Consider the following 22,772-nt stretch of genomic DNA (forward strand, 5'->3'; position numbering starts at 1 on the left):
GGCGCTGGCTCCCTGACCCTCATGAATTGCCAGCCCCCTTCGTGCGGCCATCCGCAAAATTTGCACCACAACCCTCGAACTCCCTTATTGTCCGTCACAAGCGCGCGTCGGCCCGGGGCCGACGAGCTGCGACTCCTGATGGCCCGAGCTGGGGAAGGGAGCAGCGGACGGTATCGCTGCGGAGCCCGCTGGCGTAGCGATTGTCCCGCCGCCGAATTTCAGGAAACAGAAATTCTCGAATGGGACCGGCAGCGGAAACCCGGGCTTACCGAAACTCGTCAACTCGGGGTAGATATATTCGCTGACCGGCGCCGTATATTTGCCGGAGGTGAGTCCAGTGCCGGGAACCTTGGCGTTGGCGCTGCCAACGATGCGCGCGACCACGTCGCGGCGCACGGCGCGGGCGTCGTCCTTCGCCGGCCAGGTCTTACGGAAGCGGCCGAGAGGAATGCTTTCGGTCGCCATGCCATCCGGTCCGGTGAAGGATGCGCCGACGTCGTTCCGGCCGGCGTCGACGAGTCGTATCTCGACATTGCGGCCTGGATCGGTGCTGAAGCCGACGACGCGAAATCGCGTCGTCTCCTCCTGTGGGAGGCCGTTTCCGCCCGCGTCGGCGAAAGCCTCGCCTTTCGTGCCCTGTCGCGCCTCCTCGACGAAGAGATAGGCCGGCTCCTCGCCGCGCGAGGTGTAGACGCCGAACGCGGCCTCGAGCCCATGCGCCGCGACGACGAATCCACCCGCCGGATCGGCCTGCAGCATTCCGGCATAAATCACATAGTCGCCCTTCTGCAACGGGATCGGCAATCTCGCGTCGCACAGATGGGCCGGCGCGTCGACCGTAGCGCTCGGCTTGCCGGCCTCCGCGCAGGTGAATCGGAAGCGGCCGCCATTGGCCGGCCGATTGCTCGCGGGACATTTGGGGTCCACGGCGGCGCGCGGCACGCAGACAGGGAATCCGGTCATCGCATGGACGGGCGAATTGTCCGGGTCCAGAGCAAAGCGGAGGTCGAGCGGCAATGCCGCCTTGGCGCCTTCGCCATTGGCGAGTCCGTAAATGCCGGTCGGATCGTTGAGCCGCACGCGCGCGCCGGTCGAGCCGCCTTCAGCTCCGATGCGCAGCTCGCCGGTCGTAATGTCGATCGCCTGGATGAAGCCCGCGCCCTTGTGCAGAGCGCCTTGCGAAATGCGCAACACGCCGGCGATATATTTCCCGCTGACGATATTGCCGATCGCCTCGGCCTCGAAAGGCACGCGCGGCGGCGGCGCGTCCTTCAGCGCGAGACCGGCGCCATTGGGCTTGGCGCTCGGCGCCAGCGTCGGGCCGCGAAACAAGTCCCAAGCTGTCAGATATTGGCCCGGCATGGTGATCAACAATCCCTTCGGCAGCGTGACCTCGACGCCGCGTAGGACGAGCGTCGCGCCGCTGAAGCGATCGGAGAAATCGTCGAGCCGCAATTCTTCTATTTGGCCGATCATGTCGAAAGACGGCGAAGGCGTCTGTGCCCTCGCGTCCGGCACGCAGATCGCGCAGATCGCGGCGAGGAGGCGACCGGGCGAGCGGCGCGATGAAATCGTCTTCGAAGCAACCACGATCAACCTCCATCGTCGAAAAATGTTGCGCGCGCGGCGGGGGGCGCGGCATCGCCTGCCAGTGCGGGGATCGTGACCACGCCGGGGTCAAAAGCGTGGCGGCGCGTTCGGTCGAAATGCGCCTCGGCGCCGGGATAGAGCTCGAAGCCGGCGAGGCTCGGCAGATTGTCGAGCAGCGATCTTTCGTGAAGTTGGGCGCCGCTGCGCGACAAGAGCTCGACGGCGAGCCGGCCGGCGGAGAGGCCGAGCGCGCGCCAGCCGTCGACGCCGCCGCCCTGGCGCGGACGCGCCAGCAGCGCCGCCGGAAAGGGCAGCGTGACATGCGCCCACCAACCCACCGGAAGCGCCCGCGCCACGGCCGGCTCGGCGCCGAGCCCGAGCGCCACACAGCCCGGACGTTTTGCCTCCGCGAGCGCGCTTTGCAGCCGCGGCGGGGCGTCGAACCAGATCGCGTCGGAAACAGGCTGCGCGGGCGGCAAGATCGGTATCGCCCAATGCGGGCCGTCCTCGCGGCAAAGACGCAGCGATGTGGTCAGGGCCTCCTGCTGCGCGGCGAGCGGCGCCAGCAGATCGGCGTCCCACTCGTCGAGCGAGCTCATGTGCTCATGGACTGCGAGACTGGCGATTTTGGCGACGCGGTGGCGCGAAAACGCCTCCCCCACCTCACTTTCGTCGAGACGCCACATAGCGGCGACGACGGCGTAGGGCTCGCGCGACAGCAGCTCTTTCGCGGCCGCGGCCGCTCCATTCGCTGCCGTGTCGATCGCGATCAGCTCGATCCGTCGTCCGTGAACGCCGCCACGCGAATTGGACTCGTCGAACCGATCGCGCAGAGATCGAAGGATCGCCGCGCCGATGGCGGCGCTCTCGCCCGAAAGCGGCAGCAGCGTTCCCAGCGTGACCGTCTTCGCCGCGACGCCGGGAGGATGATCGCCGGGACCGCCGATGACGCGCAAATAGGCGAGCAGCGCGTCCAATTCCTCGGACTGCAAGGCGTAGCGCGGCATTGCGGCTCCCAGCGCTCCGCCGCCGCGCGCCGCGCCGCGCGTGATCGCGGCGCGGATCACCGCCTCGTTCTCGAAAGCGGGCAGAGCGTCGCGCGGCGCCGTCAGCCGCGACAGCGCCAATGGCGGCGCGATCACCTCGCCCTCGCGGCCGCCTTCGCCGGCGGGGCCGTGGCAACGCGCGCAAGCGGAAAATTTCGCCGGCAGGCGATTGGCGGTGGCGTCGCGGCCAGCGGCGAAGGCCTCGTGACCCTGGTAGAGCGCGCGCCCGCGCGCAAGGTCGTCCGCCGAGCTCGGCGAGGCCGCGCACATCAGGGCTGCAATGGCCGAGACGAGTCTTCCGCGACGGATCATATGCGCCCCGTTCATTGCGCCGCCTCCAACGCCAGAGCCGCGATCGCTTCCGGCGCGGAGGCAGCCGGCGAGGAATTGAGAATGCGGGTCCAGCGTCGGCGCGCCGGCGCGCCGATCCAGAGGTTTCCGGAGTGATCCAGCGGACTGGCGCCGCTTTCGTCGAAAGCCGCCTGTAGCGTCTTCACCGTCTCGAGCGAGCCGGACAGCATCAGCCATCCCTCGCGTGCGCCGAGCGACAGATCGAACTCGCCGGCATAGCGGCGCAGATCGGCGGGCGACGAGCCTTCGGGGTCGATCGCGATGGACAGGATGAGCGGCCGCCGCGCCTCGTCGGGCGCGCGCCCGGCCAGCGCCACGCGCACATCGCGCAAGACGGCCGTCTGCATCGGGCAGATCGTGGCGCAGCGCGGAAAAAAGAAATTGACGATGACGATCCGCTCACGTCCCACTTCGTCCAATCGGATGTGGCGCCCCTCGTGATCGAGCAGCGTCACCGCCGGCAGCGCCGGGCCGGGCGAAAGCCATTGCGCCGCTCTGTCCGCTCCAGCGGCGGTCGAGACGAACGGCAGAACGCCGAGAAGCAATCGCAGTAGGACGGTCCGCGCAACGATCATGGCGCCGCTCCGATCTGCGCTTCGCCCATGCCGCCCTCGACGAGCGACAGGTTCCGCGATGGACTCGCTGCGTGCAGCGCGTAGCGTCCCGGCCGCGGCACCGTGATGTGGGCTTCGTATTCGCCGCCCGCCGTGGGGCGCAGCGGCGCGCGCGTCTGCCAGCCCCGCAGGCGATCGAACACGAGCAGAGTGAGATCGGGAGCGCTGGAGATCTCGCCTCCCTCGCCGCTGTCGGAACTTTCTCGCAGGCGCACCCGAACGAGCGTCTCGATCGGGGCCGGTCCGGCCAGCGGCGTCGTCGACACCAAGCGCGCGCGCAGACGCGGCGCCGGCAGCGGCCGCTCATCGTCGACCGCCGGCAGCACGATCCGCGAGCAGGCCGAAAGACGCGGCCCGAGCCCGGCGAGCAGCAGATCATGCGCGCCGCCGCGCCCGTGGCGGATGGCGGCGGTAAAACGTCCCGGCGCTGTCTCGCGCATGGACGTGTCGAGCACGGCGAGCGCCAGCGGCGTGCGTCCGTAATTGGAGAAGCCGCCATCGGGCGCCATCATCCCCTCGCTATATTGGTAGAGCCGCGCATCGGCGGCGCTCGCCGTTATCAGGCCGGCGCCGTCCGCCGCAGGGACGACGGACTGCATACCCTCCGGGGCGTCGGCGGATGCGGACGGATCGCCTCGGCCGACGATGACCTCGACCGGCTGTTCGCGTCCCGCACGTAAATCGGCGAGCGGCCACAAGGTCGCATGGCCGGAGGCCGCATCTATGGCGTAGGCGAACGAGGCGGTGAAAACGAGGCGGAGCGCGCCGCCCGGCGCCCGGAAATTGCCGACGATCCGCGCAGATGCGATATCGATGACGCTGGCGCGTCCCGCGCCGATGGCGAGGCCGTATCGTCCGTCGTCGAACAGCGCGAAGACGTCTATCCCATGCTCGAGCCGCGCGCGCCTTTCGATATCGTCGCCGGCGACCGGGTCGATCCAGACGATTTGTCCATCCGCCGCGGCGACGATGAAGCGCCTGCCGAGCGCGCTATAGCGCGCGGCTACAGGCGGCGCGTCGATGCGCCAGCTCGTCCAGCCGCCGTCGCCGTCGCGCCATCCCACGCCGGAGGGCTGGAGGACGAGAACGCCGGAGGGCGGTCTCGATACAGGCCCGCGCGAGGCGGCGAGCGCGTCTATGGCGGTCAGGCGGCCTCCCGTCGGCGACGCCTCCGCGACCAGTGTTGAGTCGCGCCGCGACATATCGAGCCGCCCGATGGAGCCCAGCCCCGGCATCGCGATCCAGAGAATGGGGGCGAGGGGATCGCGCGCAAGATCGCGCGCCTTTGCGCCGGCGGGCAGGTCGATCGTGCGGACGATTCTGCGCTGCTGCGCGTCCACGACGACCAGCCGTCCGGATTCGAGTAGCGCCCAGAACTCCATCCGGTCCGGCGCGACGATCCAATTCACGGGCCGTCCGCCCAATTCGACAATCGATTCGAGCTTGGCGTTGTCGAGGCCGACGAAGGGATTGATGAACGCCATGGTTCCGTCGCCGTTCAAGACGACGAAGCGATAGCCGTTCAAATCTATGTCGGCGCGCCGGCCGATCCCGGCTTCGATGAGCGTCTTGACGCGCTCCGCGCAGCTCGGCTCCGAATCGCGCAGCAAGTCGCGCCGGCGTTGCAGCCAAACGGCGAGCCGACCGCGTCCATAGCGGAGCGGCGTTCCGGAGGCGGCGTCGACGATCGCGACGTCGAACTGTCCGAGGCCGGGAGAGGTCGGGACATAGCTCCAGCGGACCAGCGTCCCGCCCTCCTCCATCTCACCGCTCTGCACTCCGCCCTCTCCCGCGGCGGCGGCGACGGATAGCGCGGCGGCGGCGAGCGTCGCCACGCGCCATGCTCGTCTCGCCGGCGCCGTCATGAGGCAATCGATCGCTCGCATGGCCGACGCCCTTCCGCTTCCCCGATCACGGCTCGGCCGAACGACGTGGCGAGGCGTCCGGCCGAACGCGCAGAATGCCCCATTGGCCGCCGTCGAAGAGGAAGCTCGCCTGACTGCGGAACAAATAGTCCATCGCCGTCCGAGCCTCGCCGCCCGCGACGACCTCCAGCGAGATCCCCATCATCGGGCCGAAGGCGTTGTAGACGCCCTGGCGGATGTGCGAGCCCTGCGTTGGATCGAGCACGCTCGAATTCTCGGTCCACGGATAAGGATTCCAGGCGTGTCCGCTGAGGGCCAGCCCCTGCTGGCGTGTGTGGCCGCCCGGATGGACGATTCCGAGGCGCACTGTCTCACCCGGCCGCGCGGCGAGGACCGGCGTCTCGGGATCGCAGGGATTGCGCATCGCCAGGACCGGCGGCGCGCCGGAGAGGCAGTGAAACGGAACATCGCCGGGCGCCGTCGTCGCCGAGGTCAGAACGCCGGCAAAATCGTCGCCGTTGCGATCGGAGAAACCGATGCTGGGATCGCCGCCGCGCCGCGCCCATAAAGGCTCCGTCTTATAGTTGATGGCCTTGACGCCATAATCGTCGGGCTCCTCCGCGCCCGAGAGATTGGGGAGAGGCAGGCCGCCGCGCGTGGCGTTGACCGCATCCTGCATCACCAGCACATGATCGACATAGCGCCGACCGTCGGGCCGGCAGATTTCGGCGCTCACGCCGCCGGGAATGGCGCGCGTTTCGCCGGAGGGCAGGCGGATTTCCCGCGCGAAGCGATTTTGCGCACAGACGCGCGACCCTTCCGGCCCGACGGTCAGCGCGCCGACGAGTCCATGCGCGGGATGCTTGATCGGATCGCCGAGGCCGCGCAGCGGCAGCGCTCCGAATTCGACCGGCCGATATTTGTCCGGATGCTCGAACACATAATCGACGAGGCTCCAAATATAGCTCGCCCGGCAGCGGCTCTCGCGCTCGCCGTCGACATCGTCGCGGCCGACGCAAGGCGGCGCGAGCGAGCCTTGCCGATGCAGGCTGTCCGGCGCATCTTCGAAAATGCGCGAGAGGTCGGCCGTCTCGTGGGCGACCTCGATCGGCGCATTGAGGCCGATATTGCTGCCGTCTCCAAAGGCAGGATGCTGCGCCACGCGCGGCGCCGACAGGCCGACCGAGCTCGACATGCGGAACTGATTCATATTGAAGCCATCGGTGATCATCGGCAGAAAATTGTGATAGGCGCGCGCCTCCGGGACTTCCGCCGGCGCGTCGCCCACCCCAACCGTCGGGCCGTCGTCGAGCCGCGCCGGCAAGAGATTGCGCAAATTGACGTGCAAGCAGTCGCCCGCTGCGGCGCGCAGCACCAGCGGCTCCACGGGACGCCCCGCGGCAAATTCGCCGCGCAGCACGGCGAGCGCTCGCCGATTGCTCTTGGCGCGCCAGGAACTCTCATGCGCCGCGCAGTCGGGGATGGCGCTGTCGGCGCTGGTCGCGCGCGCGCAGACGCCTTCCTCCTCGAGCACATATATCAGCGCCTTTTCGTCGTGAATGTCGAAGCGTTCGCTATAGACGAGGCCTTTGGACGAGGATCGTCCACAATTGTCGTAGAGGTCGCAGACGCGAATGGCGCTCACGTCGAAGTAGCGGTGACGATTGGCCGGACTATGGTCCTTGGGCGAATCGACGCAGAGATCGGCGTCCTCGCGGGACCGAGAGGCGACGCTTTCGCCGAGCCCGCGCTCGGCGTCGCGCCCGTCGCGCGCATGTTCGGCTTCACGCTCGCGGCGCTCATGCCGAGCGTCGCGCTCGGCTTTGAGCCGCGCGAATTTCTGATGGAGATGCGTCCAATCATCCGGCTCGGCCGCACGCAGCGGCTCATCGATCGCGCTTCGATCAGCCCCCGGCAGCGGCGCGAGAACATTGGTGAGATCGAAAAATTCCTGGAGCCGCGGATCGGCCACTTTGGCCACGGGCGTATGGACATGGCTACGCCTGCCGGGGTCGTCGGACGGCAGATAGCTGCGCATGACGCCCCACATCCCGTCCCACAGCTGATCCACGGAGGAGCCGAAATAGAGATAGTCTATATGCGGCATCTCGAAGCCGGGAACGGACATTTCGAATTCGAAATGCTCGGAGATGCCGAGCGGCTGCGTGTTGACCCAGCCGGAATTGTTTCTCTCGACGAGGCCTGGCTGCCGTGGCCATTTCACGCCGTTCATCGTGAAGATGTGCTGCGCCTCCTGCGCGCCCTGGATGAGACGGATTTGTATAGGATCGCCTTCGAACGCCGGCAGAATCGGCGTCGCCGGATCGCCGAAGACGCGCCAAGGCTCCAGCCGGATGATGTCGGGCGCGCATCCTTGGGCGGCGCCCATCATCGTCTCGGGGTAGATCATGCAATTGAAGCGTCGTCGCCAATTCTCGGCGTTGGCGACGACGGCGTCGAGCCTCGCCTCCTCGCCCCGCGCGCGCGCGAATTCGCGGAGCGCGGGCGAGACGGAGACGCTCATGGGCTCCGTCGCCAGCTTTCGATCCCGCCGCCAATGCGCGAGCGTGCTGAAGGCGTTGGCCGGATCGCCGAGGCAATCCTGGCTCCCGGCGCCGCATTTCGTCGTGAGATCGGCGCGCAGAATCGATTGACGATAATCCCAGCCGCCGAGCTTTTCGTTGCGGGTCTCCTCGCTCACGCGCAAAGCCAGCGGCTCGTGGCGATAGTTGAAATATTGGCTGCCGGGATCTTCCGACGAAATGCCGAGCGGGCGGGCGGGCGTTTGCGCCACATGCCGTCGTCCGAAACGGCGGGCGCTCTCGTCGCGCCGTCCGGAATCGCCGCGCGGCTCGGGATTGATGGGCTCGAGCGCCATATTATAGGCGACGCCGAAATCGGCGAGCGCGAGCATGAACTCCCGGCGCGTGTCATTGGTCAGCCGCTTCTCCTCGCAGGGCGCCTGCGGCGGATGATTGCGCCCGCCGTCGAGCTGCAGCGGATTTGAGTCGCTGTCCTTTATGCAGGCGGGCGCGATAATGTTGGCCATGGTCGCGGTCGGGCCGCCGTCGCTCTGCAGGCGCAAGGGCGCGCGCGGCTCGACGACGCCTTCGATGCGGTTTTGCGACGCAAGCAGCGACGCGGCCGTCTTGATCGCGAGATCGGACCCGCCGAGCAGCTTGTCGCAGATCGGCGAACGGCGCGCATCGCCGGAAGGCGCATCGCATCCGAGCGCGCTCGCGGACGCCGCTCTCAGCTCGGCCGACGTCAGAGAGGCGCCGATGCGCGTCCATACGGAATTGGCCGGCTCGATCACCAGTCCCGCATAGAGGCCGTGCTGCTGATGCGAGCTCGGACCCATGTGGTCATGGGTGAACACCGTGCGCAGAGTGTCGTCCTTGTCGTTCGAGCGATCGAGGATCGGATCGGCCCACCAGCGTTGTGTGGTGCGCTGCGCGCCGCAATAGGGATGGCGATCCCTGAGGCGTTTTTCGTAGCTCGCGTCGGATTCGCCGAGGTTCTGCTCGGGACAGCGGCCCTTCTCCAGCAGCTTTGCGTAGACGGGATGCTCAGGGTGGCTCGCGGCGGCCTCGTAAATATCGCCGCCGGGCAGAAACAGCGGATGCGCGCGCGGGCGCAGCTTCGCCGCGCCCGTCGCGGCGGAGGCGCGGTTCCAGGCGAAAATCCTCTCGCGCACCTCATCGGGCGAGAAGGTCGCGTCCTCATAGTTCCAGCCGTTGCCTGAACCGTCCGAGGAGGTCACGTCGAATTTCACGAGATGGATATGCTGGCCGATCGTATCGGTCGGCGTGTAGATTTGAAAATCGTCGACGTTCAAGGCGCTAGGAACGAAATTCGAAGACTTGAAGGTGATGCATTCGCCCGAATTGGCGCGAAAAAACAGCGGCTCGGGGATTTTTGAACGACGGTCGGGGTCGATGACGTCCTTGATGTCGTTCTCGAGAATAACGATGCGTCCCTGCGGATCGAACCAGCCGTGCTTGTTGTAGGTGAGCTCGGTCTGGATGAAGGCGCCGCTATAGTACCGATGCGGCGCATCTTGCGGACAGGGGTCCGCGAATGGGGCGCCAGGCGCCCTCGGGCGGCCGTTCACATGGAAATAGGGCGTATGCGTCGCCGCCTTCTGCATTGGTAGCGGCGCCGCAATATCGGTCTTATAGGCGACGCGCGCATCCCACCACTCCGGATGAGGAGCGCTCGGCAAGGTGACGCGCTCGAGGCCCGGAGCCACGAGCGCACCCTCGTGAAACGCCATGGCGGCGCGCTCGCGCGCAACGCCCCTATGCGCTAAGGGCTCGATCCCGATCTTGCTCCATTCCCAGGCGAAAGCGTCGAGCGCGACAGGATCCTGCGCCGCCACGCGGGCCGCGATCAGCTTCGCCGCCTCGCCGCCTTTCTCGAGCGATCTCTGCCCGCTGCGCTCCAATTCGCCATTGCCCACGACATGGCGCGGCAAGCCGCCATTGACGATGGAATTGGCGGCGGGCTCCGTCGCCATATCGGTCCAATCGGCCGCGGCGACATCCATGTCCAATGGCGGCTGCGGCGGCCGATGGCCGGGCTTGCCGGGAATATAGAATGGATAGCCGCGGAATTGCGCCGAAGGCATGGGCGCCAACGCCGAGCCGGGGATCGGAACCACGGCCGGCGTCTCGATCCCCGCTTTGACGACGGGATCAGGCAGATTCATGCCGCCGGGATCATTCCGCGCGCCGACCGGCGCCTCGGGATCGAAAAGGCCGGGCTTGCCATCGACGAAAGCGTCGTGGACGCGCCAGAGTTCCCACATGCCTTGCGCGAAATGCGGATAGAGATGGCAGTGGAAGATCGAATCTCCGGGAGCGTAATTGCGATTGCCCGAGCCGCCGAAGGCGATCCCATAGCTGAATGTCGCGCCCGGCGCGATCGTCTGCGAGTCGAGATAGCTCGAATGCGGATCGGATTCGTCGAGCACCCATTGATGCGCATGGAGATGAAAGACATGCGTCTCCTTGGGACCGGCGTGGATATTGTGAAAGCGCACCGGGTCGCCGAGATAGGAATGATGCACATTCGACGGATCGTCGGGATATCGCGCGCCGATCGGCTCGTCCTTGTCGTCGTATTTCAAAATGAGAGCGGGGTCGCCATTGGCCCAGGAGGACAGGAAGAATTCCTCCGCGCGGCATTCGGGGCAATGATTAGCGGGACCCGGCTTGAGAATGTCCGGCGTGTTGAATTGCGGCGTCGTCAGCGTCGGCGCGCCCATGCCGGCGACGCCATAGTTCACGCCCATGCCGTCACGGACCTGATGCAGCGGATTGTTCTCGTCGGCGAGCTCCTGAAAGGCCTGCTCCGCCTCGACCTCATCGTGGAAAATCACCGTGAACTCGCGATACGGCCGACCGCAGGAGCTCGCGAAATGGGTCTTCTGGCATTGCTGGGAGTCCGGCGCCGGATCTTTGTGCTCGTCGCGCACGACAATGGCGTTGAGGTCGGAATGAACGATGTTGCGATCCGCGTCGAGCATGGCGAGCACGGGCCGCGAACGTCCCTTCACTTGCGCGACGCGATCGTAGTCGATCGCGTGATAGGGATGGCGCCCTGTCTCGTCGGGACCCCGAAGCCCGGACAGCTCGTTATGCGTGACCTGCGATCGGTACCAGCGCGAGCCCGTCGGCTCGACGATCACGGCGCCGAAAAGGCCGAGCCCGATCTGGCCGCCGTCGCCTTCGCCGCCGACCGGCGCCGCGGTGGAATGGGCGAAAAAGGCGCCTTCGTCACTCGCCTTCCACAATGTCACCGTGGTGTGGCCGGGCGGAGTCAGCGATCCCAATCCGGAGAATGCGGCGCGGGAAGCCGTCGACGTATCCGGATGGAACACTACGCCCTGCTGCTCGGGAAGGCCGACATTGGAGCCGTCGCCGCCGCAAGCCGCGTCGCGCGGACAGGATTGCGGCGCAATCGGAAGAACGGAAAGCCCCGTGACATGGAAAGACGCCGAGCGGGTCCGCGGCGCGTCGACGCTGACTTTCTCCGCCTCGACCAGCCGACTCGACCCCGGTCGGCCGGGAAGCGCGCGAAGGCTCCCCGGAAGCCGGCCGTCATTGTCCGGCGGCGTCCCGCCTTCGATCCCCCTTTGCTCGGCGAGCAAATTGGTGAATGTGACCTCGAGGCAATCGCCTTTGTTGACGCGCAACACCAGCGGGCGGGGACGCTTCGCGTCCCGCAGCCTGACCCGGCCGGGCTTCGGCTCCGCATCCTTGTCGAGCGGCTCTATGTCTGCCTCGAGCGCGAACATCACGCCTGCCGGCACATAGGCCGAGAAGCGATTGAGCAGATAGGCTTGCTCGAGCGCGACGATTCTCGCCTTCACGATCGCGGCGCAAACCTGCGGGATCGAGGTTCGCGGTTGAGCCGAATGGGCGTAAGTCGAAAAAACCACGCCGGTGACGAGCGACGCCACAAAGGCGCAAGAGATTGAAAAGCGCTTCATAAACCGCCCCAGAAAAATGTATTATATTTCAATACTACTTCACCCGGGCGGATAGGATCAAGCTCGAACTGCGCACGCTGACCGGATCGAGCGACAGTGCGTGCACGGGTCGCTCCCGCGGCTCCCAGCAACCACTTCGCTTGTTGCAGGCAGGCCACACCTCTTCAAAAAGTCTTCGAAGCGGCCAAGTTCGTCGTCCAGCTCCACGCTATCGGCGCATTTCCCGCTGCAGGATCGCTTCTCGCGCATGGACGCGGCGTGTCATAGGATACGCTGAGCCTCTCGCAGATCGGAAAGGAGTTTGAATGATTGGTCTCGTAACGGAGCGATCCTCTGTGAAACGACTCGTTCTCATAGTCGCGCTGGCGGGCACGCTGCCACTCGCGGGTTGCTACACGCCCGGCGAACGCGCCGCGGGCGGCGCGATCATCGGCGGCCTCGGAGGCGCAGGAATCGGCGCGCTCGCCTCGGGAGGTCTCGCGGGTCCGACTTTAGCGGGGGCCGCGGTGGGAGCGGCTGGCGGCGCTATAATCGGAGCAGTCACGGCGCCCCGTCCCCGCAGCTGGCGGCATCGCGGCCGCGCTCGTCATCATAGCCGATATTTTTGACGGCGTGACTCGTGCGAAAAATTGGGGCCGTCGGCTGGGCCGACGGGCCGTTTACATGGGAGTGAATTGCGCCCGCTGGCTTATGTCCCGCGCGTGACAAGATGATGGTTAGCGTTTTTCCGTCTTGCCTTCGCAAACCAAGGACGTCTGCAGGGCAAAATCACGCTCGACGGATCTCAGGCGTCACATCGTGCAGCGCGCGAACTTCTCGCACGGCATCGAAGCGGCGCACGGACTCGAATTCGATCTTCAAAATACCTGAATAGTCTCATTGAACAGGATCACCGATCCATCAAGCTGCGTTTGGGACCTATGCTCGGGTTCAAGAGATTCCGACATGCGGCGATCGCCATCGCCCGCGTCGAACTCATGCATCGCATCAGGAAGGGTCAATTTGCACTGAGCAAATTTGGAGCTGCAGGGGCAACTGCGCCCGAATTCTGGAGTGCGGCGCTCACTGCCTGATCCCAACGAAATGTCGGACCCCATCGCGCGGCGATCGACAAAAAATTGCTCCGCAATCGGCGTGCGCACATCCGTTCCGGCGTCATGAAGCACGAGGTCTTCGAGCGGCACGAATTCACCCGCGCGCCACAAGGCGGCGCAGGCGTCGTGGAAATGCGCGCGAAGAACGAACGCCTCGGCGACTGGACTGGAGCGAAGCCGCTCGTCGAAACGCGCGAGGGCGTCCGACGCGCTCTCGAAGGGCGCTTGCGGAAGCTCGAATGAAACCGAGCCGGGAAGATTTAATCCCATCAACAAATCCATCGAATATAATGGCTACAGCAGCGCCGCTTTCGCCGACTCCTTTCTCGTGTACGCAATTGGCGCACGTCCGAACTCGACTTTCGTCCAGAACGTCGCCAGCCGGCTCGGCAAACCGATCTTGTCCTTCGACCCCTACAGGCCGACCATCGCGCGCGAGGGCGTCGATCCGGTGAGAAACATCACAATTTCGAACGAGCTCAACGTGGGCATCGGCGAAAATATCTTTACCTCCATTTCCGCGTATGGCTTCCACCGCAACGAGCAGAGATATTTCGACAATTCTCAGTTGCTCGAGCTCTGGCGCGCCGGCATGGACACCTATCTTGGTCAGGGATCGCAGGAATTCAGGTTGACTTCGCCCAAGGACCAAGAACTCGAATGGACGACTGGCCTCTATCTCTTCTATGACGATGCGGCCAATCAGATGCACCATACGCAATTCGGCGTCGACGCCGCAAAGTGGCTGAACCGGCCAGCCGCGCTGCCGGGAGTCCAGGACTGGTGGCATACCAAGGCGCGGGACATTCAGTTCGCTGCGTACGGACAGGCCACCTGGCATTATGAGAGCAAACCGCGTTCACTTTAGGCTTGCGTGACAGCTACGAGATTCGCGGGGGCTCGGTATGGCATCTCAACCGTTATTATCCCACCGTGTCGATCCTCGATCAGGACCAGGCGGTCATCGTTGCGGGCGGCTACGGGGGCCTCCAAGACCGGGGCTGCCCACCTGCGGCGCCGAACGGCGACGGGCGCGCCGGCGAGTTCAAGCATTCTCGGCTCTATGCTAGGTCTGGCTTCGACGCAGATGCGGAGCGCGCGAGGGAGCCGGGCATGGCCGACGTCAATTCGATTCGATCGGACGCCGCCGGCGAGACGGCGCCCGAGCCGGAGGAGACAGCGCCCGCGCTCGCGACGGAAGAGCGGCAGAAGCCGCTGCGCCGCGCGCTCGCGCGCATCCACGTGTTTTTCGCCGCTCCGCCGTCAATCGACATAGGCCGCGTCGCCGCCATCGTCGTCGTTCCAGTGTTCTGCTGGGTGTTCTTCACCACATCGAGCGGCATGATCGACATCATGCGCCGCGAGTCGAGCGACCTCGTCGGCGTCGTCGGCGCGATCATCGGCACATCGGCCATACTCGTCATGCTGGCCGCGACGAGCTGGTCGCTCGGCGCCGATCTCGGCGCGCTGATCGCGCGGCGGCAGATCTTCGGCGAGCGAATGCTCGTCAAGACGAGCGTCACGGCGATCGTCTATCTCTTCGTCTTCTCCATCTCGGCCTTCTTCTCCTTCACCTACTACTACACGAACATATTCCGGCTCTCGTCGAAGAAGATGGTGGCCGAGCTTCAGCCCATGGCGCTCGCCGCCGACGTGCTGCTGCCGGCCGCCGAGGCGGCGGCGGCCGATTACGACGCCGAGACGGCGCGCCTCAATGCGACGGCGGGCATGCGCGCCTATCAGGATTCGCTCGAGGCCGCGCTGCAGGCGGCCAATGACGCCACGGCGCGCCTGCGCGACGGGCTGGAGAAAGGTCGCGAGGAGCGCCGGCGCGCGGCCTCCGAGGTCGCCCGCAAGCGCGCCTCCGAGGTGGAGGAGGCGCAGGCGGCGGCGCGGCAATTGGCGGAGACGCGCGAAAGGCTCGCCGCGCTCGAGCATGCGGCCGCCGACCTCGAGCCGATCATCCGCGCCAAGCAGGACGAGATCGTCGCGCTCACCTCGACGGCGCGCCAGGAGGACCAGCTCGCCGTCGACGCATCGAAGGGCCTCGACGGGCTCGGCGCCGCCTGCGGCGCCAATTGCGAGTCGCATCGCGGCAAGGCCAATGCAGCGCGCAAGCGCATTCAGACGATACAGGACACGCTCGCGGCGCCGACCGGTCGTCGCGACGAGGCGATCCGGCAGCGCGACATGCTCGTGGCGCAGATCGTCACGCTGCGGCAGAAGGCGGAGAGCGCGCCCTCCGCGCACGCCGCCGCCGCTGTGGCGGGGGAGGAGCCCGCCGATATCGCGAGCGCCGCGCGCCGCCTCGCCCTCGCGCGCGATCTCATTCGCGCCGATCCGAGCTGGGCGCGGATTCGCGAGGCCAAGCCCGCCTGCGAGGCGATCGTCGAGGCCATGCGGGCCGCAGGCGTCAAGCATGGCGGCGTCGCCGCCGAATTCGATTGCGAGCCCGCGAGCGTCGAGACGCGCGACCGGCTCACGACGCGGGACGAGACGATCGCCGGCCGCGCCGCATTCGAGCGCAAATGCTCGCTCGACGGCGAGATTCGCGGCGAGATGAACGCCATCGCCGCGCGCATCCGCAACGCGGCCGACGCCGACACGGCCTCCGCCGCCGGCGGCTTCGAGGACGCCAAGAAGATCGTCGACGATTGCATCGTGATGGCCAAGGCGGCCGGCCTCACGGAAGCGGAGGTGCGGAGCCATCTCGAGCGCAGCGACATCTTCCTGCGCACGCACAGTATGCAGCGCAATCGCTTCGAGCTGGCGCGCGAGGCCTTCGTCGGCCTCACGCCGGACGCGACCATGGCGATCGGCGTGGCAGTGGCGCAGGACGCCTTCATGTTCGTGATGAAGCTGCTGTCGGAAATCTTCAAGGCGCGCGAATCGCAATCGCGCGCGCCGGCGCCGGCTCTGCCCGCGCTCGATGTCGCGGACAGCGACGGCGAGGCCGCGGATCTGCGCCTGATGAAGGCGCTGCTGCGGCTCTCGCGGCCGCGCCCGGGCGGCCGCAGCGCCTTCGACGCGGCCGAGATCGCCGATCTGCCGATCGACGTGCGCAGCAATATCGTCGGCCTGCTGAACCGGCTGGTTCGGGAGGGAGTGGCGAGCCTCGACCGCAAGGGCGTCTACCTGCTCGATAATCGCACGCTGGCCGAGGTGGAGGCGAAGCTCTCGCTCGCGCTGAAGCGGGCGGCGCGCGGCTCCGTCGCGGCGGAGGTCGCCGCGCTCACCGCCGAGCTCGGCGCCGGGGACGGATCGGCGCGTGGCTACTGGCGCCGCCGGCGCAGCGCGCTCGACCGCTATCTGACGCTGCGCGCCGCCTCGCCCGTCGAGGCCGAGAGCGAGGAAGCGGCCGCCGAATAAACGCTTCGGCCCCGAGCGAAACTCTCGCCGCGCGTCCTTCTCCCGAGCGCGGGAGAAGGACGCGCCCTCATGTCGAAGCTTCTCTCCTTCGAGGCGTTTTGCATGCCGCAAAAAGACGCATCAGGACGAAGGGGTTGAATTTCGCATCGAAGGCGATCGTCCGGCGGGCGTCGATGCGTCGATCTGCGCGAAGGAGAACATGAAGGCGTTCTCGAGATCGAAGGCGGCGTAGAGAAACGGATCGGCGGTCAGAAAGGGCCGCCAGAATTCGTTGAAGCCGCGTCTTCCATCCACGCCGGCGCGGCGGAAGCGCTTGTCGCCGCGAATATGCGGATCGATGTTCGGATTCTGAAAGCCCTTCACGAATCCATGGGCCGAGAACACGGTGAAGCGCACCGTCGCGCGCCCGGAGGCCTCCAGAGCGCGCAGGCCGTCGCTCCATGACGAGGCGCGTAGCGCGCCGCGCAGCACATGGAGCGCCACGGCGGGATCGCAGGCATAGGTGAAGGCGCTGGGGCCGAGCCGGACGAAGAGCCGCTCATAGTGCGAGAAGGCGACGACGACGCGCTTGGCGCGGCAATCGGCGGCGAAGGCCAGCCGCTCGACGAGGCGGGCGAGATTGCCGACCCAGCCGCTGTCCTCGAAGCGCGTCATCGGCAGCACGAGGACGATGGCGTCCGCCTCCGCGAGCCTCTTGACGAAATCGTCGCGCAGCTCGCGCGAGGCCTCTTGCGGCGCCGACTCGTCGGCGATGGAGGCGGCGCCCGCCGCGTCGATGATCCTGGCCAGGGCCGGAATTCGCTCGGCGAGCGACGGCGGGGCCTCTCCGTTCAGCGTCATGCGGAAGAAATATTCGTGCAGGCGCGTCGCGTCGGTCGGCGCGCCGCCTTCGGCGAAATCGCGACGCAGCCGCTGATACTCGTCGGCGTCGGCATCGAGAATATCGAGCCGCGACGCTTCGGAATCGAGCCCGTGGAAAGCGGCGCGCGTGATGGACTGCGCCGCCGGCCGCAGCTCGGACGGATAGCCATGGGCGTTCTGCACGATGCAGTCGGTGAAGGTCGCGAGCGCGGCGGATTTGCCGCCGCCGCGCGGTCCGACCAGGCATAATGTGAGCTTCTGCGTCATAGGCTCGCTTCTGACTGTTTCAGCCGCCGAAGCGCAGGAAATTGCGCATTGTGGCGAGGATGCCGTCGGATTTCGGCGCCGCCGCGACGGCGCGCGGCTCCGTCTCGATCGGAGCCGCGCGCTCCATGTCGAGCCGCCGCCAATAGGCGTTGGCCTCGTCGACGACCACTGCGAGGCGTTGCGTCTCGGTCAATGGCGTCCATTCGCCGGCGCGGCGGCGAATGACATAGTCGCGCAGTCGGCGCGCCTCCTCGTCGAGCTGCAGATCGTCGCAATAGATCGCCGCTCGCTCCACCATCGCCTCGTCGCGCAGCAGCAAGGCGATCTCGTCGACGCGCTCCAAATCGCGCGCGTCGTCGAGTTCGATGCGCGTCTCCATGGCGTGAGCGGCGATCGCGGGATGCGCGAGCAACAACTCGAGAAGGCGGCTCTGCGCCGCCGCGCCGGCCGTCGCCGCCATCAGGCCGCTCGCGCGGCACAAAGCGAGGAAACGCGGCGGCAACGCCCGCGCGCCGCCGCAATAGGCGCGGAAGCCGGCTTCGTCGCCCGCCCGCGCGAGCCGCGAAGCGCGCACGCAGGCCTCCATCAGCGACGGATCGGCCCGATAGGCGTCATAGCCGCCGAGGCGCGAGACGGTCGCCCGCCCTTCCGCGTCGGCCTCGGCGCAGAGACGGGCGAAGGCCGCCATCGCGACCGGCTCGAGCATGTCCCATTGCCGCGCGGCATGGAGCCGGCCTGGATAGGCGGCCGCGGCCAGCGCTGCGTTCATGCCGGAGACGAAGCCCTCGCGACGGCCCTCGGCGTGGGTCCTTCGCTCGGACGGCGCGCGGGCGAGGCCGGCGTCTTGCTCTCGATCCGCGGCGAGGCGCAGGATCTCGTCCAGGAGGCTGTCCTCCTCCGCCACCGGTCGCGGCCGCGGCCCTTCGCTCTCGACGCGGAAGAGGCGCGCGAAGGCGGCGCCGCCGGGATCGTCTGGAACGACGCCCAGATCGCAGGCGTCGGCGACGGCGCCGACGATTCCGATGTCGTCGCCGAGCGAGACGCCGAAGAAATGTAGATCGAGCACGAGGCCCCTTTCGCCCCCTTCCGCCCATCGCGTCGCCGACACGCCGTCGAAGGCGGCGCCGTCGCCGGCGGCGAGAATGCTCGCGAGATTGTGGACGACGACGCTCTGGTCGGATTCCACCGCCTCGGGACGTTCGTCCGCAGCGCCCACCGCGCGGCGAATGTCGGCGAAGTCGAGCGGCTCTATTATGGACTCGCCCGCGGCGCGCTGCTCGCGCGCCCATTCCCGCAAACGTCGTCGCTGATGCATCGCCAGCACGACACTGGTGCGCGCGAGCAGCGAGACGTCGCGGTCGAAGGCGCCCGGACAGCGCAGGCGCAAGGCGGGACAGGGCGCGCCATTCTCGCGCAGCCAATTCTCCATTATGGCGAAAGGCGCCTTCAGCGCCGGCGGGCCGCGGACGGTCTGCTGCTCCAGCGCCTCGAGCACGATGCGGCTCTGCTGCGCCGGAAAGACGCGCTGCGCGGCCCAGAGCTGCAGCAGAGCAGCGACGCCGTCGCGCCGCTCGACGTGACGGCGCTCGCGGAGCGCCCAGACGAGCCGCGCGCCGGAGCGGGCGATCGGCTCGCGCGTCGCGCGCTCGACGTCGCCGCGCGCCGGCGCCGAGACGGCGCGGAAGGACGCCGGCTCGTCGCCCGCCGTCTCCGGCGCGTCGACGAGCAGCAGACGCATCTCGCCGCCGGCGAAGGGGGCGTCGGCGCCCCGCAGCGCGACGCGCAGCTCCGCGCCGTCCGGCGCGCGCAGGCTGACATGCGAATGATCTGGCGGTAGCTCGAGCACGCAATGACCGCCGCGAAGCCGCCGCGCGTCGAGCCGGTCGAGCAGCGTCGCGCCGGCGAATTCGGGATCGGGCGCCGAAAGAACAATTATGTCAGGCCGCAGAGTCGGCGCGCCGCTCTCCTCGTCGTCGCAAAAGAGAATGGCGAAGCCGCGTCGTCCATCCCAGAATGCGTCAAGTCGATCTCGCCACATGCGACTGCGCCCGCTTCTCGTGAGACTGGCCGCAAGATAGCGGCTAAAGCGCGAGGCGCAAATCACCGGTCGTGTCGCCGTAGGGTCGGACAAAAAAAGCCGCTGTCGACGCCGCGACGCTTTTCTAAGCTGCCCGCCGGGGCGGCGCCGCGTCCCGAATTTCGCGCCAGAGGGCAAAAATGATTGGTGTTCGTATCGGTATGCGCGGCTTGGCCGCGCTCGGCCTCGTATGTCTTCTTTCTTCGAGCGGCATAGCCGACACGCCGACCGGCGCCGCGAAAATCGTTATCCTGAAGTGCTCTGTGCCCGGCGAGACCATTCATCTGGACGCGTGCGACAAGAGCGCCGGAGTGGAGACGAAATGTCCCGCGCTCCGAAGCTCCTGCGCCGAAGCCGTGGCGTCGTTCCAATCGGCGCCCGACAATCTGAGGCTCTTGTACGTGGCCCCGGCGGCCGTCGGCGGATTTTGGTACACGCTGGGCGCGAAGAAATTCGATTAGCGCGTATTCAACGCTCGTGCGACGACGCCGCGATGCTCCGGGGCGAACGACGCGCGTCCCCGGCGGCGCGCCAAGCCGCACGAAACTAGACGTCGCGGAAGTCATTCAATGGGCGCGAATTTTGTCGCCTCGTGCATCGCACGAGGAAGGGGTAATTCGCGCTGAGCAAATTTAGAGCCGCCCGGACAACTGCGCCCGAAAACTGAAGCGCGGCGCTGGCTGCCCGATCCTCATGAAATATCCATCCCCTTTGTCCAGCCGTCCCCAATATTTTTGTGACGTCGTTCCAGAGGTCTTCTTTGGGCTTTTCCAGCATGCATCCGACCCGACGCTTGGCCGACGCGAAGCGCCTCCTACATTGAAACCGACGTGGCCTCTCCGCATGTCACTGCGACTCTCGTCATCGGCGGCATAAAGCCGAGCCGCCGCAGCTCTCAATTGAGCTAATGTCATTTTTATATCTTAACGCAATGTGTCATAATCGACACATGCTGGAGCATGTGCCGTTCTATGAAATAGCGCCTATCCCGATGCGGCGGCTCCTCGAGGACGCATGGTTCCAGGAGTGCAATGAACCATTGAACAAAAGCCACATACTCATCGTCGAGGACGACCTCGACATACGCGATCTGCTGAAAGCCTTTCTCGAAGAGAAGGGCTTCGTCGCCTCGGTGTGCGACAGTGCGGAGAAAGCAAAGCCAATTCTGTCGGGCGGCGATGTGGATCTCGTGCTCCTCGACGTCATGCTTCCCGGCAAGGATGGATTTGAGCTCTGCCGTAGCCTGAGGTCGACGGAGGGGCCGCGCATCATTATGCTGACCGCGCTCAACGAGCCGGTGGACAAAGTCGTCGGCTTGGAGCTCGGGGCTGACGATTATGTCAGAAAGCCCTTCGATCTTCGCGAGCTGCTCGCACGAATTCGCGCCGTGCTCCGGCGACCTGCGCTGAGCGCCGAAGGGCCGCGCGCCGTGGGCGCGGAGTTCGTTCTACGCTTTTCAGGCTTCGCTTTCTATCCGCAGCGGCGTTTCCTGCGCTCTCCCGCAGGACTGCGCGTGCCTCTGACCGGCGCCGAAGCCGATCTGCTGCTGGTTTTCTGCAAGAACGCGTCCCGCGTCCTTTCACGAGAAGAGCTGATCAATCTTTCGCGTGGCGAGGGTTTCGCCATAGCGCCGCGATCCGTCGATCTTCTTGTAAGTCGCCTGAGACGCAAGCTGGCGCATGATGATTCGGTCGTCGAGGTCATCCGCACCATTCGCACGGACGGCTACGCCTTTCAGCCCGAGGTTTCGATCGAATGATGCGGCGCTTCTTCGCGACGACGCTCGGCCAGATCGCTTCCATCATCGCCTTGTCCTCGGCGACGACCATCCTTCTCTTTATCCTTTTGCTCTCGATTTTCGATCCGACGCCGCCGCCGCCCCCATGGCCATGGCCGACAGCCTATCGCATCGCCACATTCGTCGAGACGATGCGCAGCGCGCCGGACGAGGCGCGCGCCGCTATCGCCGCAGGCGCCCGACGAAGCGACTTCTCCATCGAGATGACGCAAACGCCGCGGCCCTGCGATGGCCTCGACCAAGACGCGCAGAAGCTTCGATCGGCTCTGCAATCGAAATTCGGCGACGTCATGCGGACGTTCACGGTTCGATCCTGCGGCTCCGACGTTCCGGCGACAGATATTCAAGTTCTGCTGCCGTTGGAGGGGAGAATGCTCGAGGTTTTGACCGGCGATCCGAAAGCCGACCAGTTTTTTAAATTGACCCTTCCGCTCATGAGCGCTCTCTCATTCCTCTGCGTGGCCGTGGCGGCAATGTCCGGCTGGGCGGTGTGGCGAGTGACCGGCCCCTTGCGTCGACTGGCGCACAAGGCGGACGCTTTCGGTCGCGACATCGTCATGGAGTCGATCGACGAAGAAGGGCCGATCGAAATAAGACGTGTGGCGCGGGCGTTCAATCTCATGCAGGAGCGCATCACGCGGTCGCTACGCGAACGCACGCGCGTGCTCGCGGCGGTGAGCCACGACCTCAGGACCCCGCTCACGCGCATGCGCCTGCAGCTTCAGGCGGGACAGGCGGAGAACGTCACAGCCAAGCTTCTGCGTGACATCGATTTGATGCATTCGATGGTGACATCCGCCGTCTCGTTTCTCAGCGGCGCCTTCCACGAGGAAGAAAAGGAATGGCTCGATCTGGGCGCGCTCCTTTCGACTCTATGCGACGAATTCGAAGAGACCGGAGCGAATATTCAATATGAAGGTCGCGAAGGAATTCCCTTCTTTTGTCGGCCGAATGCGATCCACCGCGCCGTGACCAATTTGATCGACAACGGCCTTCATTTCGGCGGCCGGGTCATTGTTTCCGCATCGATCGAGAGCGACCGCGTCGTCATCGATGTCGCCGACGACGGCCCCGGCGTGCCCATGCATCGTATCGAGGATATCCTCCAACCTTTCGTTCGACTCGACGCCTCGCGCTCGTCCCGATCGGGAAGCGTGGGCCTCGGGCTCTCTATCGTCAAAGAAATTGTCGAAGCTCATCAAGGGCAGATCGAGCTGCGCCAACGCGAGCCGAATGGCCTCATCGTCCGAATCGTCTTCCCATCCAGCGCCTTTGCGCCGCCAGCAGACGCGCGCGTCGCGCGTTAGAAGCTCGAAAGCATGAAACGCTATTTGCCGCCGAGCT

At 66.4% G+C, this 22,772-nt stretch carries 14 protein-coding genes; 7 read left to right on the plus strand and 7 right to left on the minus strand.

What is annotated here, in order from left to right; translation table 11 throughout:
• Nucleotides 1–84: 84 nt before the first annotated feature.
• From K369_RS05050 to K369_RS24495, 5 genes are read right to left on the minus strand one after another with little or no spacing between them, the layout of a single operon-like run.
• Entirely contained in the window at nt 85–1,590 is a 1,506-nt protein-coding gene (locus K369_RS05050; RefSeq protein ID WP_156967719.1) for a hypothetical protein, read from the minus strand.
• Between the two features lie 2 nt (nt 1,591–1,592).
• The gene (locus tag K369_RS05055; protein WP_198033041.1) at nt 1,593–2,963 is read right to left on the minus strand and encodes an ABC transporter substrate-binding protein; all 1,371 of its coding nucleotides are present in this window, start codon (nt 2,961–2,963) and stop codon (nt 1,593–1,595) included.
• On the minus strand, nt 2,960–3,562 hold the full coding sequence (locus K369_RS24490; RefSeq protein WP_084570502.1) for an SCO family protein: 603 nt from the start codon (nt 3,560–3,562) through the stop codon (nt 2,960–2,962). Before K369_RS24490 ends, K369_RS05055 begins: the two co-directional genes overlap by 4 nt.
• Entirely contained in the window at nt 3,559–5,487 is a 1,929-nt protein-coding gene (locus K369_RS05065) for a hypothetical protein (protein ID WP_036288657.1), read from the minus strand. Before K369_RS05065 ends, K369_RS24490 begins: the two co-directional genes overlap by 4 nt.
• Before the next feature lie 25 nt (nt 5,488–5,512).
• A complete protein-coding gene (locus K369_RS24495) occupies nt 5,513–11,962 on the minus strand; it encodes a hypothetical protein (RefSeq protein WP_051949074.1) in 6,450 nt (2,149 codons plus the stop codon).
• A gap of 305 nt (nt 11,963–12,267) precedes the next feature.
• Between K369_RS24495 and K369_RS27555 the strand changes: the two genes are divergently transcribed.
• The 4 genes from K369_RS27555 to K369_RS05090 all read left to right on the plus strand — a co-directional run bounded on the left by K369_RS27555 (nt 12,268) and on the right by K369_RS05090 (nt 16,425).
• Nucleotides 12,268–12,570: a hypothetical protein gene (locus tag K369_RS27555; RefSeq protein WP_084570503.1), complete on the plus strand. Its 303-nt coding sequence runs from the start codon at nt 12,268–12,270 to the stop codon at nt 12,568–12,570.
• Between the two features lie 159 nt (nt 12,571–12,729).
• Nucleotides 12,730–13,035, plus strand: a complete 306-nt coding sequence (locus tag K369_RS25290; RefSeq protein WP_371033300.1) for a DDE-type integrase/transposase/recombinase — start codon at nt 12,730–12,732, stop codon at nt 13,033–13,035.
• Nucleotides 13,036–13,384: 349 nt separating this feature from the next.
• Nucleotides 13,385–13,924: a hypothetical protein gene (locus tag K369_RS05080; RefSeq protein WP_036288661.1), complete on the plus strand. Its 540-nt coding sequence runs from the start codon at nt 13,385–13,387 to the stop codon at nt 13,922–13,924.
• A 245-nt stretch (nt 13,925–14,169) separates the two neighbouring features.
• Entirely contained in the window at nt 14,170–16,425 is a 2,256-nt protein-coding gene (locus K369_RS05090) for a hypothetical protein (RefSeq protein WP_036288667.1), read from the plus strand.
• Nucleotides 16,426–16,545: 120 nt separating this feature from the next.
• Here the strand turns inward: K369_RS05090 and K369_RS05095 are convergent, their stop codons facing one another.
• Nucleotides 16,546–17,553 carry a hypothetical protein gene (locus tag K369_RS05095; protein WP_036288670.1) on the minus strand — a complete coding sequence of 336 codons (1,008 nt, stop codon included), beginning with the start codon at nt 17,551–17,553 and terminating at the stop codon, nt 16,546–16,548.
• Between the two features lie 19 nt (nt 17,554–17,572).
• A complete protein-coding gene (locus K369_RS05100; RefSeq protein ID WP_036288673.1) occupies nt 17,573–19,591 on the minus strand; it encodes a hypothetical protein in 2,019 nt (672 codons plus the stop codon).
• A 179-nt stretch (nt 19,592–19,770) separates the two neighbouring features.
• Here K369_RS05100 and K369_RS05105 point away from each other — a divergent pair, with 179 nt between their 5' ends.
• The 3 genes from K369_RS05105 (at nt 19,771) to K369_RS05115 (ending at nt 22,735) form a co-directional block, all read left to right on the plus strand.
• Nucleotides 19,771–20,091: a hypothetical protein gene (locus tag K369_RS05105; RefSeq protein WP_156967721.1), complete on the plus strand. Its 321-nt coding sequence runs from the start codon at nt 19,771–19,773 to the stop codon at nt 20,089–20,091.
• Nucleotides 20,092–20,561: 470 nt separating this feature from the next.
• Nucleotides 20,562–21,389, plus strand: coding sequence for a response regulator transcription factor (locus tag K369_RS05110; protein WP_371033298.1), 828 nt, complete (start codon nt 20,562–20,564; stop codon nt 21,387–21,389).
• Complete coding sequence (locus K369_RS05115; protein ID WP_036288679.1) at nt 21,386–22,735, plus strand: ATP-binding protein; 1,350 nt, start codon at nt 21,386–21,388, stop codon at nt 22,733–22,735. The genes K369_RS05110 and K369_RS05115 overlap by 4 nt, the downstream gene beginning before the upstream one ends.
• The last annotated feature ends 37 nt before the right edge of the window (nt 22,736–22,772 follow it).

This window comes from Methylosinus sp. PW1 (assembly GCF_000745215.1).
Classification (GTDB): Bacteria; Pseudomonadota; Alphaproteobacteria; order Rhizobiales; family Beijerinckiaceae; genus Methylosinus.

Coding starts and splice junctions, on each gene's coding strand:
- K369_RS05055 (WP_198033041.1), bottom strand. CDS start 2,963: ATGAACGGGGCGCATATGATCCGTCGCGGAAGACTCGTCTCGGCCATT.
- K369_RS24490 (WP_084570502.1), bottom strand. CDS start 3,562: ATGATCGTTGCGCGGACCGTCCTACTGCGATTGCTTCTCGGCGTTCTG.
- K369_RS05065 (WP_036288657.1), bottom strand. CDS start 5,487: ATGCGAGCGATCGATTGCCTCATGACGGCGCCGGCGAGACGAGCATGG.
- K369_RS24495 (WP_051949074.1), bottom strand. CDS start 11,962: ATGAAGCGCTTTTCAATCTCTTGCGCCTTTGTGGCGTCGCTCGTCACC.
- K369_RS27555 (WP_084570503.1), top strand. CDS start 12,268: ATGATTGGTCTCGTAACGGAGCGATCCTCTGTGAAACGACTCGTTCTC.
- K369_RS05090 (WP_036288667.1), top strand. CDS start 14,170: ATGGCCGACGTCAATTCGATTCGATCGGACGCCGCCGGCGAGACGGCG.
- K369_RS05095 (WP_036288670.1), bottom strand. CDS start 17,553: ATGACGCAGAAGCTCACATTATGCCTGGTCGGACCGCGCGGCGGCGGC.
- K369_RS05100 (WP_036288673.1), bottom strand. CDS start 19,591: ATGTGGCGAGATCGACTTGACGCATTCTGGGATGGACGACGCGGCTTC.
- K369_RS05105 (WP_156967721.1), top strand. CDS start 19,771: ATGATTGGTGTTCGTATCGGTATGCGCGGCTTGGCCGCGCTCGGCCTC.
- K369_RS05110 (WP_371033298.1), top strand. CDS start 20,562: ATGTGTCATAATCGACACATGCTGGAGCATGTGCCGTTCTATGAAATA.
- K369_RS05115 (WP_036288679.1), top strand. CDS start 21,386: ATGATGCGGCGCTTCTTCGCGACGACGCTCGGCCAGATCGCTTCCATC.